At 67.1% G+C, this 10,041-nt stretch carries 12 protein-coding genes; 7 read left to right on the forward strand and 5 right to left on the reverse strand.

Features of this window, described 5'->3' with window-relative positions:
* Positions 1–16: 16 nt before the first annotated feature.
* Both GSQ95_RS17010 and GSQ95_RS17015 read right to left on the reverse strand, forming a co-directional pair.
* Positions 17–466, reverse strand: coding sequence for a GyrI-like domain-containing protein (locus GSQ95_RS17010; RefSeq protein WP_158896580.1), 450 nt, complete (start codon positions 464–466; stop codon positions 17–19).
* Between the two features lie 201 nt (positions 467–667).
* Positions 668–1,267, reverse strand: a complete 600-nt coding sequence (locus tag GSQ95_RS17015; RefSeq protein WP_158896579.1) for a TetR/AcrR family transcriptional regulator — start codon at positions 1,265–1,267, stop codon at positions 668–670.
* Between the two features lie 73 nt (positions 1,268–1,340).
* Between GSQ95_RS17015 and bdcA the strand changes: the two genes are divergently transcribed.
* Positions 1,341–2,054, forward strand: a complete 714-nt coding sequence (gene bdcA / locus GSQ95_RS17020) for an SDR family oxidoreductase (protein ID WP_158896578.1) — start codon at positions 1,341–1,343, stop codon at positions 2,052–2,054.
* Between the two features lie 70 nt (positions 2,055–2,124).
* Here the strand turns inward: bdcA and GSQ95_RS17025 are convergent, their stop codons facing one another.
* Positions 2,125–2,982 (reverse strand): LysR family transcriptional regulator, encoded by an 858-nt coding sequence (locus GSQ95_RS17025; RefSeq protein WP_158896577.1) that lies wholly within the window; start codon positions 2,980–2,982, stop codon positions 2,125–2,127.
* 150 nt (positions 2,983–3,132) lie between these two features.
* Between GSQ95_RS17025 and GSQ95_RS17030 the strand changes: the two genes are divergently transcribed.
* The 5 genes from GSQ95_RS17030 (at position 3,133) to GSQ95_RS17045 (ending at position 7,087) form a co-directional block, all read left to right on the forward strand.
* A complete protein-coding gene (locus GSQ95_RS17030; protein WP_158896576.1) occupies positions 3,133–3,879 on the forward strand; it encodes an SDR family NAD(P)-dependent oxidoreductase in 747 nt (248 codons plus the stop codon).
* Between the two features lie 146 nt (positions 3,880–4,025).
* The gene (locus GSQ95_RS17035) at positions 4,026–5,084 is read left to right on the forward strand and encodes an MFS transporter (protein WP_256664624.1); all 1,059 of its coding nucleotides are present in this window, start codon (positions 4,026–4,028) and stop codon (positions 5,082–5,084) included.
* The gene (locus GSQ95_RS26570; RefSeq protein WP_256664625.1) at positions 5,084–5,449 is read left to right on the forward strand and encodes a hypothetical protein; all 366 of its coding nucleotides are present in this window, start codon (positions 5,084–5,086) and stop codon (positions 5,447–5,449) included. The genes GSQ95_RS17035 and GSQ95_RS26570 overlap by 1 nt, the downstream gene beginning before the upstream one ends.
* A gap of 31 nt (positions 5,450–5,480) precedes the next feature.
* The gene (locus tag GSQ95_RS17040) at positions 5,481–6,311 is read left to right on the forward strand and encodes an oxidoreductase (protein WP_158896701.1); all 831 of its coding nucleotides are present in this window, start codon (positions 5,481–5,483) and stop codon (positions 6,309–6,311) included.
* A 197-nt stretch (positions 6,312–6,508) separates the two neighbouring features.
* Positions 6,509–7,087, forward strand: coding sequence for a DUF308 domain-containing protein (locus tag GSQ95_RS17045; RefSeq protein ID WP_158896702.1), 579 nt, complete (start codon positions 6,509–6,511; stop codon positions 7,085–7,087).
* Positions 7,088–7,132: 45 nt separating this feature from the next.
* Here GSQ95_RS17045 and GSQ95_RS17050 read toward each other — a convergent pair whose 3' ends face one another.
* Both GSQ95_RS17050 and GSQ95_RS17055 read right to left on the reverse strand, forming a co-directional pair.
* Positions 7,133–8,398 carry an Hsp70 family protein gene (locus GSQ95_RS17050; protein WP_158896703.1) on the reverse strand — a complete coding sequence of 422 codons (1,266 nt, stop codon included), beginning with the start codon at positions 8,396–8,398 and terminating at the stop codon, positions 7,133–7,135.
* Positions 8,399–8,527: 129 nt separating this feature from the next.
* Positions 8,528–8,947 carry a thiol-disulfide oxidoreductase DCC family protein gene (locus tag GSQ95_RS17055; protein WP_158896704.1) on the reverse strand — a complete coding sequence of 140 codons (420 nt, stop codon included), beginning with the start codon at positions 8,945–8,947 and terminating at the stop codon, positions 8,528–8,530.
* Positions 8,948–9,100: 153 nt separating this feature from the next.
* Between GSQ95_RS17055 and GSQ95_RS17060 the strand changes: the two genes are divergently transcribed.
* Positions 9,101–9,898 (forward strand): SDR family NAD(P)-dependent oxidoreductase, encoded by a 798-nt coding sequence (locus tag GSQ95_RS17060; RefSeq protein WP_158896705.1) that lies wholly within the window; start codon positions 9,101–9,103, stop codon positions 9,896–9,898.
* Positions 9,899–10,041: the final 143 nt, after the last annotated feature.

Raw genomic sequence — 10,041 nt, forward strand, 5'->3', positions numbered from 1 at the left:
TGACGAACGTCCTGTGCTAGAACACCGGCACGTAGATGTAGATCTGTGAATCCTGGGCATCCACCCCGGTGAAGGCTTCGGTGTAGTGTTCGAAGCAGGCGCCCGGGCGGGGTTGCAGGCCGCGCGCCGGCAGCAGCTCGGCGAACAGTCGGCCGAGGCTCTTGGCCACGCTGGGCGCGGTGCCCAGGTGCACGTAGCGGGCATAGCGGCCTTCCGGCAGTTCCTGGCGCACCATGCCGGCGGGCAGGGACGCGCCAGGCGCGGTGGCCACCGCGGCCAGGTAGTGCATGGCGCCGGCCTGACGCCAGCTCAGGCCATACCATTCGGCGTCGCCCTCGCGGCCGGTGATTTCCCCGGCGCGGTCGGCGAAGCGCCGCCAGAGGGCGGCGATGTCTTCGCCCTGGCCAGGCTCGAACAGCAGACCGGTCACTTCCAGGGCGGGATGGTCGACGATTTCCAGCGACATGGGACAGACTCTCTCGAAGATGCGATGAAGGCCGCCACCTTACTCCAGCGCCGCCTCGCGGTCAGCCTGGGCACGGCATAAGCCGGTCAGGCGAAAGGTCGCAGCGGACCCGTGGCGCCATCCCGGTTCGTCGGGTGTGTTCCTGGCGGCTGCCGATTCGGCGAGCGCCCCTGCGGCGCCACCCGGGTGCCAGGCTGGGGTTCAGCGGTCCTCGGCAAGCGCCTGGGTCAGCGCCAGGCCCGCCAGGCGCGCGCTGGCCAGCAGCCGCTCCGGACTCTGCCCGTGTCGCGCGCTAGCGGAGAGGCCCGCCATGGTGGTGATGACGAAGTCGGTCAGCTCCTGCGCCCGTTCCGGCTTGCAGGCGGCGACCCGGGTACGGATGAGCGCCTGGGCCGCCTGGTGGTAACGGTCGGCCGCCGCGCGGGCCTGGGGATCGTCGGAATGGGTACCCTCCAGCACCAGGCAGCCGGCCGCGCGGGGATCGATGGTATAGCTGCGCGCCACCTCTTCCAGCACCCGGGTCAGGACCTCCGCCAGGGATAGCTCGGTCTCCAGGATGTGCTGCAGCAGCACGGCGCCCGTCGAGATGTAGTGATCGAGCACCCGCTGGTAGAGCTCGAGCTTGCTGCCGAAGGCCGCATAGAAGCTCGGCGGCCTGATCCCGAGCGCCTGGGTCAGGTCGGCAACGCTCACCCCGTCGTAGCCCCTCTCATGGAACAGGCGCTGGGCCTGGACGATGGCCTCGTCCGGATCGAAACGGCGGGGCCGCCCACGGGGTGCGGATTTATTTGTAGTGCTCATTACAAAAAATACTTTGACAGCGGCTGGGAGAGGCTTATTGTAGCACTCACTACATTAATCGGGAGGCAGATCCATGAGCAATTTCGCAGGCAAAAAGGTGTTGGTACTGGGCGGCAGTCGCGGCATAGGCGCCGCCATCGTGCGGCGCTTCGCCGCCGAAGGCGCCCGGGTGACCTTTACCTATGCCAGTTCCGCTGACGCCGCCCAGGCCCTCGCCGTGGAGACCGGCAGCACCGCCGAGCTGACCGACAGCGCCGACCGCGACGCGGTGATCGCCCGGGTGCGCGCCTGTGGTCCGCTGGACGTGCTGGTGGTGAATTCCGGCGTGGCGCTGTTCGGCGATGCCTTGGAGCAGGAGCCGGACGCTGTCGACCGCCTGCTGCGCATCAACGTCCAGGCGCCCTATCACGCGGCGGTCGAGGCGGCGCGGCAGATGCCGGCAGGCGGGCGGATCATCGTCATCGGCTCGGTGAATGGCGATCGCATGCCGTTGCCCGGCCTGGCCGCCTATGCCATGAGCAAGTCCGCCCTGCAGGGACTCGCCCGCGGTCTGGCGCGGGACTTCGGTTCGCGCGGCATCACCGTCAACGTGGTGCAACCCGGCCCCATCGATACCGAGATGAATCCGGCCGATGGCCCCATGAAGGAGCTGATGCACAGCTTCCTGGCGATCAAGCGCCACGGCAGCGCCGATGAGGTGGCCGGCATGGTCGCCTGGCTGTCCGGCCCCGAGGCCGGCTTCGTCACCGGTGCCATGCACACCATCGACGGCGCCTTCGGCGCCTGATCGCGGCCCGCGCCGCTATCGCCCGGGGCCCAGGCGATAGCGGCGACTGCCCGGTGTCCGGCTGACGCACCTAGTGCGCCGGTCCCAATACCTCTTCGGCGATATCCAGCAGCGCCCGCAGCCTGTCCATGTGGCGCAGGTCCTGGTGATAGCCCACCCAGATATCCCGTGACGGAGGACTGCCGAAGCTTTCGATGAGCTGCAGTCCTGGCGTCGCATCACCGAGCGGGCGAGGCAGCACGGTAACCCCTAGTCCCCGGCGGCACATCTGCGCCTGGACGGTTCGACTGGTACTGGTGAAGGCGCGTTGCGCTCCCGGCAGCCGGTCGAGCAACCAGGCGACATCGGGAAAGTGCGCTTGCGCGCTGTTCATGAGGATCAGCCCGACCGCGGCCGTATCCTCCTGCACGGCCAGCGCCGTCTCGGCGGAGCCATAGAGGCCATAGGGCATCCTCAGGAAACGGCGCTGCACGATATCCGGTTCGCTGAAGGGCACCAGGCGAAAGGCCACGTCCGCATCGCGGCGGGAGAGATCCAGCAGTCGATAGCTGGCAATGACCTCGGGTACCACGGCAGGGTGCCGCCGGGTGAGGTCGGCCAGGACCGGCGCCAGCACATAGCCGGCAAACCAGTCCGCCGAAGAGATTCGCAGGATGCCCTCCAGGCGCTGGTGGTTACCGGCCAGACGCCGCTCCATGGCCAGGGCCGAGGCTTCCATGGACTCGGCCAGGGCGAATACGGCATCTCCCGAATTCGTGAGGATCAGGCCCTCGCGAGTGCGCCTTAGCAGCGCCTGTCCGGCTTCATCCTCGAGCGTCTTGATCCGTCGACCTACCGTCGGGTGGCTGATGCCCAAGGCTCGCGCGGCCGCGCCATAGGATCCGCCGCGGGCGACGGCCAGAAAGATTCGTACATCGCTCCATTCCATGGCGCACCTGCGTTCAAAAATGAACATTCAATATACAGGAAAGGCAGTCCCCAAACAATATCGTAAGGGCGACCATGGCGGCTCACATCGACTCAGATACGTTGGATTCAGCCAGGGATGTTCGAACTGGCTCCATGCAGGTGAGCAGCTATGGGCAGATTGCTGGATAGGGTTGCGATTGTAACGGGCGCCTCCAAGGGCATCGGCGCGGGTATTGCCCGGCAACTGGCGGCGGACGGCGCCAAGGTCGTCATCAGCTATGCGTCCGACCAGGACGGGGCGGACGCCGTCCTCGCCGACATCGAGACAGCAGGGGGTACGGCTATCGCGCTACGCGCCGATGTCCGCCAGCGGACCGATATGGAGGCCTTGGTAACGGCGGCCCTCGAACACTTCGGTCGCCTGGATATCCTGGTGAACAATTCCGGCGTCTATCAGTTCGCCAGGATCGAAGACACCACGGTCGAGCTGTATCGGCTGCAATTCGACATCAATGTGCTCGGACCCTTGCAGCTCATAGGCGCTGCCAGTCCCTATCTGGGCGCCGGCAGCAGCATCATCAACATCAGCTCGAACGTCACCAGCGTCCTGCCGGCGGAAAGTGCCGTCTACAGCGGCACCAAGGGCGCGCTCGATGCGATCACCGGGGTGCTCGCCCGCGAGCTGGGCCCTCGTGGGATCCGCGTGAATGCCGTCAATCCTGGCCTCATCGAAACCGAGGGCACCCGGACCGCCGGCGCCCTGGGCGCGGAATTCCAGGCCTGGAACGAGGCCCGTACCCCACTCGGCCGTATCGGTCAGGTACGGGATATCGCTCCCATCGTCGCCTTTCTGGCGTCCGACGATGCCGGCTGGGTGACCGGCGAATTCATCTTCGGCTCCGGTGGCATGCGCTAGACCAGGCGGTTGCCTGCGCCGCGCGCGCCGATCGCTGACGCCCTGCCAGCGCTCGCCGCGCTTTTCGAGAAATCGCTGCACCTACAGGTCGCGGGCCGGCAACGCCTGCGCGGATCAGGATGCAGCCCGATTGACGGTAAAGGTCCATGAACTCATCCCTGCCCAAGGTCCAGCCCGACAGCCGTCGCTGGTTCGCGCTGGGCGTGCTGCTGATCGGTACGCTGCTGCCACCGCTCGACTTCTTCATCGTCAACGTGGCGCTCCCGGTGATCCGTCGCGACTTCGCTACCACGTCGGATCTGGCGCAACTGGTGGTCTCCGTCTATGCGACGGCTTATGCGGTCACCCTGATCCTGGGCGGTCGTCTGGGCGACATGTTCGGCCGCAAGCGTGTCTATCTCGGCGGCATGCTGGGCTTCGGTATCGCCTCGGCACTCTGCGGGTTCGCGCCGACGCCGGCCACGCTAATTGCCGGACGGCTGCTGCAGGGCGTGGCGGCTGCCATCATGGCGCCGCAGTCCATGGCCCTGATCCATGCGACCTTCCCCACGGAAGAGAAGAATCGGGCGCTCGGCCTGTACGGCGCGACCTTCGGACTCGCCGCTGTGCTGGGCCAGCTCTTGAGTGGGGTGCTGATAGAGGCCAATCCCTTCGGATTGGGCTGGCGCAGCATCTTCCTCATCAATCTTCCCGTCATTCTCTGCGCCCTGCCGGCGGCGCTGGTCGTGCTGCGCGAGAGTCGGGCCCGGCAACCGGGCCGGCTGGATGTCATGGGCGCCGGCCTGCTCGCGGCTGGGCTGTTGGCGCTGGTCGTACCCCTGGTCGAGGGGCCACGACTGCATTGGCCCTGGTGGTCGCTGCCCCTGCTCCTCGTCAGTGCCGGGTTGCTGATCACCTTCTGGCGCTACGAGCAGCGCAAGGAAGCGGCCGGCGAGACGCCCCTGGTGCTGCCTTCCCTGCTCACCGCCTCCCGGCTCAGGCGCACCCTCCTGGCGACCTTTCTGTTCTATGCCCTGGCGCCTTTCTTTCTCATCTTCGCCGTCTACCAGCAGGCTGGGCTGGGTCGCGGAGCCCTGGCTGCGGGTTGGGCGATCCTGCCCCTGGGGATCGGCTTACTCTGCGGGCCCCTGTGCAGTCCGCATCTTGCCCAACGGCTGGGCGCACGCACCGCCGCCCTTGGCATGGCCTGGAGGTCCTGGGCCTGATGTTGGCGGCCGCGCTGGCGGGCTTGCCCAGCTGGCTGCCGGTGCCGCTGCTGTTGATCGGCCTGGGGCAGGGCATAGCGCTTCCAGCCCTGGTGAGAGTGAACGCGGATCAGGTGGCACCGAGTCTGGCCGGACTCGCCGCCGGCTTGATGAATGCCACCTTGCAGATCAGCGCCGCCCTGGCGGTGGCGCTCATCGGTGGCCTGTTTTTCGCCCTCGCCCCCGATGGCGCTGGCGGGAGAGAGGTGCAGTTAGCCTTTTCCGTTGCCGCCCTGACGATGGCTGGTGCCTTGGCGCTGGCGGCCGTTTTGAGCTGGCCTGGCGCCCCAACGACCGCCCCGCGCGGGGCCTGTGACGCAGAGTGAACAGCGCTTTTCAAGGCGCGAGGAGAACAGCATGAGAAAGACCTGGCTCATTACCGGCTGCTCGAGCGGTCTGGGCAGCCATATCGCCGCAACGGCCGCTGCGCGGGGTGACCGCATCGTGGCAACGGCTCGCGATCCCGCCGTACTGCAACCCTTGGCCCGGCAATTTCCGGAGAACCTGAGGGCCGTGCAGCTGGATGTCACCGACCCTGTCTCGGTGGCTGCCGCGCTTGCCTTTGCAGAGCGGGAGTTCGGTGGTCTGGATGTCCTGGTGAACAACGCCGGCATAGGCTTCATCGGTGCCGTGGAGGAGGCCGAGCCCAGCGAATACCGGCCGGTATTCGAGGTGAATGTATTCGGCCTGATCGAAACGACCCGCCTGGCATTGCCTGTCCTGCGTCGGCGCGGCGGCGGCCGTATCGTCAACCTGTCATCCGGGGCAGGGCTCTCGGGAGGACCGGGTTCCGGCTACTACAGCGCGAGCAAGTTTGCGGTCGAGGGATTTTCCGAGTCGCTGGCCAGGGAAGTGGCACCCTTCGGAATCCGCGTGACCATCGTCGAGCCTGGGCCGTTTCGCACCGATTTTCTCGGGCGCTCCATCGCCATGGCGAACCAGGTGATTCCGGCCTATGCCGACACGGCGGGGCGCCGGCGTGCCTACCGGGACAGCAATGACGGCAAGCAGGCGGGAGATCCGCGAAAGGCTGCCGCAGTGATAGTGCAGGCCGTCATGGCGACCGAGCCGCCCTTGCATCTGCCGCTTGGACCAGTCGCCTACGACATCGCGGAACGCAAGTCGCAGGCGCTGCGCGCTGACATGGCGGCCTGGCGCGACCTCGCCCTGCATACCGACTTCGACTGATCGATCCTGGCGGGGCTGCGATGCCCGTGGCTCCGACCCTTCCACCCACCTCACGGATCATCGCGATCGCTATGGCCAATCCGCTTGAGCGGCACGCTCAGCGCAATGAGAGGCCAGGGCCGTTTTGCCTGGTGAGTGGATTCCTTGCTCGGCAAGCGTCCTTGCCGTTTCGTACATGAACACCGCTGGAGTGCTCCATGAGTCATACCTTCCCGGATTCGACCACCGGCCACTGGCTGCAACGCTACTATTTCATCAGGGCTGCGGTTGCGCTGCTGTGGATCGCGCTGGCGTTCGCCATCGGCCACCAGCAGGGGTGGGCGGGGTCGCTGTTGCTCGTCCTCTACCCTGCCTGGGATGCCCTGGCGAACGTGCTGGATGCCCGCCAGAGCGGCGGGCTGCGGCGCAACGCTGCGCAGCGGCTCAACGCCGTCGTCAGTCTGGGCGTCGCGGTGGCGATGGGTCTGGCATTGACATTCGGCCCAGGCGCCGCGATCGGGGTGTTCGGGGTCTGGGCCCTGGCCGCCGGGCTTTTCCAGCTGGTCGTGGCGGTACGGCGCTGGCGGACGTCCGCTGGCCAGTGGGCGATGATCCTGAGTGGCGCGCAATCCGCCCTGGCGGGTGGCTTCTTCGTGAAGCAGGCAGCTGACGGTGTGCCGCTGGATGTTTTCAGCGTGACGCCTTATGTGGCTTTCGGTGCCTGCTACTTCATGGTCTCGGCGGCTTGGCTGGCGGTAGCGAGATGGCGGCGGAGTGCGGCCGGCAAGCGAGCCTGAGGTGGAGCCGACGCCCTGGTGGGCGCCGACCCGGTGGCGAAGGACTCAGCCGTAGCGCTTGAACGCCTCGATGGCCAGGCCGTTGCCGATGTTGCCGAAGCGGTCGCCGTCCACCAGGCGGGCGCCGGGGAAGCGCCTGGCCAGGGCCTGGCGCAGCGCCGGGATGCCGCTGGAGCCGCCGGTGAAGAACAGGCTGTCGACCCGCGTGGGATCGAGGTCGGCGCGCGCCAGCAGGTCGTCCACGCCGCGGCTCAGGCGTTCCAGTTGCAGGGCGATGGCGGCATCGAACAGTGGCCGCTCCAGATCCGCGGCCAGGCCGGTCTCGATGCGATCCAGGCGCAGGGTGCGGCGCCAGTCGTCGGTCAAGGCGATCTTGGCGTCTTCCACCTGGATCGCCAGCCAGTGGCCGGCGCGCTGTTCGATCAGCTTGAACAGCCGATCCATGCAGCGGGTGTCCTGGGCGTCGTATCTCATGTCGCGCAGGCCCAGCACGCTCTTCTTGGCGTAGACGGCGTTGATGGTGTGCCAGGTCGCCAGGTTGATGTAGTGGCTGGTGGGCATGGTGGCGCCGCTCTTCATGGCGCTGCCGTAGCCCAGCAGCGGCATCACCCCTTCCAGACTCAGCTGGCGGTCGAAGTCGGTGCCGCCGACGTGCACGCCGCCGGTGGCGAGGATGTCGCCGGCGCGGTCGGCCAGATTGCGGCGCTCCGGCGCCAGGCGCACCAGGGAAAAGTCCGAGGTACCGCCGCCGATGTCGACGATCAGCACCAGCTCTTCGCGCTCGATGCTGCGCTCGTAGTCGAAGGCGGCGGCGAGGGGTTCGAACTGGAAGGAGACGTCGCTGAAGCCCACCTGGCGCGCCACCGCGGCCAGGGTGTTCTCGGCCTCCTGGTCGGCGACCGGGTCGTCATCGACGAAATGCACCGGACGGCCCAGCACCACGGCGTCGAAGGGGCGATCGGCCTGCTGTTCGGCGCGCTGCTTGAGGGTGCCGAGAAACAGGCCGAGCACCTCGGTGAAGGGCAGGGCACTGCCGAGGATGCTGGTCTCGCCCTTGAGCAGGTTGGAGCCGAGCAGACTCTTGAGCGAGCGCAGCAGACGCCCCTCATAGCCTTCCAGGTATTCGTGCAGCGCCTGGCGGCCATAGGCCGGGCGGCGCTCCTCGGCGTTGAAGAAGATCACCGAGGGCAGGGTGGCCTTGCCTTCTTCGAGGGCCAGCAGGACCTCGCCGGAAGGCCTGAGCCAGCCAGCGGTGGAATTGGAGGTGCCGAAGTCGAGGCCCAGGGCGCGGGCGGGTAGAGCAGCAGACATGTCAGGATCCGTAACGCAAGCAGCCGCGCAGTTTAGCCGAGACGCGCGCGCAGGCGAACCCTGGCCGGATGCCAGCAGGGTTGGTCTTCGCTCTTTCAGGCCCGTTACACCTGCAGGCAGGCGGTGGCGTCAGCCCTTGCGCGAGCGGTCGCGGGGCGCCTCCAGCGTGCAGACATCATCCTGGCAACGCCGACTGCCCTCCGGATGGGGCAGCCAGGTCAGACCCGGGCGCAGCTTGAGAAACAGGCGATAGCCCACTTCCAGCAGCGGCCGCGCCCAGTGACCAAGGCCGGCGGTGCGCCAGCTCCAGTAGGTGGCGTCCAGGCCCTTGAACCAGCGGCCATCGGCATCCCGGGCGTGCAGCAGGTCGAGCATGGCCTGGCGCGGCGGGGCATCGGCCGGCGCCTGCTTGGGGTAGTCCGGTGCGGCCAGGTCCACCAGCTGCAGTTGGCTGGGGTCGGCATGGCGGCGCAGCCAGGCGATCTCGCGAGCGCACAGCGGACAGGCGCCGTCGTGAAAGAGGGTCAGGGGCAGACGAGGTGCGTGCATCGTGATCTTCCCAGGCGGCTTGCCTGTCTGGACCGGCAGGCAGGTCCGCCGTTGCGCTTTCCGCCGAACGGTAAGCGCAACGGCCGCTCGTGGCGAGTCGGAAGCAGAGACGCCGGATCACGGCATGGTAAGCAATCTGATAGCGAGGTCGGTATGGATCTGGGAATCAAGGGGCGCGTTGCCCTCATCACGGGTGCCAGCGGTGGCATGGGTCTGGCCACGGCAAAGCTGCTGGCCGAAGAGGGCGTCAAGCTGGTGCTCTCCGATCTGGAGCAGGGCAAGCTGGAAGAGGCGGCCAAGGGCCTGCCGGGCGATACGCTGCTGATCGCCGCCGACATGACCGACCAGGCGGCGGTGGACCAACTGGTGGAGCAGGGCGAGGCCCGCTTCGGCCAGATCGACATCGTGGTGCACACCGCCGGTGTCACCGGCGCCAAGGGCGATCCCCTGGAACTGGCCGATGCCGACTACGAGGAAGCTTGGGCCACCGACTTCTTTTCCGCCGTGCGCGTTGGCCGCGCCGCCATCCCGCGCATGCGCCAGCGCGGCTGGGGTCGTTTCGTCTGCATCACCTCGGAAAACGCCGTCCAGCCCTATTGGGAAGAGGCCGTCTACAACGTGGCCAAGGCCGCCCTGGCCGCCTTCATCAAGAACCTGTCATACAAGGAAGCGGCCCACGGCGTGCTGTGCAATACCGTGTCGCCGGCCTTCATCGAGACCGGCATGACCGACGGCATGATGGAAAAGCGCGCCAAGGAAAAGGGTGTCTCCTTCGAGGAAGCCATCGAAAGCTTCCTCGACGAAGAGCGGCCCGGCATCGTGCAGAAGCGCCGCGGCAAGGTGGAAGAGGTGGCCGCGGCCATCGCCCTGCTGGTGTCCGAGCGTGCCTCCTTCATCAACGGCAGCAACCTGCGCGTGGATGGTGGTTCGGTCCAGGCGGTGCAGAACTAAGAATCTATTCGCGATCTGCTGCGTGTCGGCCAAACTGCGTTGAAAATGGCCTGGGTCGCCAGCCCGGTCGGAATGCTCATTTATCAGGTGTAAACTCGAGCGCGAGTCCGATCCGCTTCCTCAGCCCTTTTCGCCTTGTTTGT

The sequence above is a fragment of the Pseudomonas sp. BAV 4579 genome, assembly GCF_009765395.1.
In the GTDB taxonomy this organism is placed as follows: domain Bacteria; phylum Pseudomonadota; class Gammaproteobacteria; order Pseudomonadales; family Pseudomonadaceae; genus Chryseomonas; species Chryseomonas aestiva.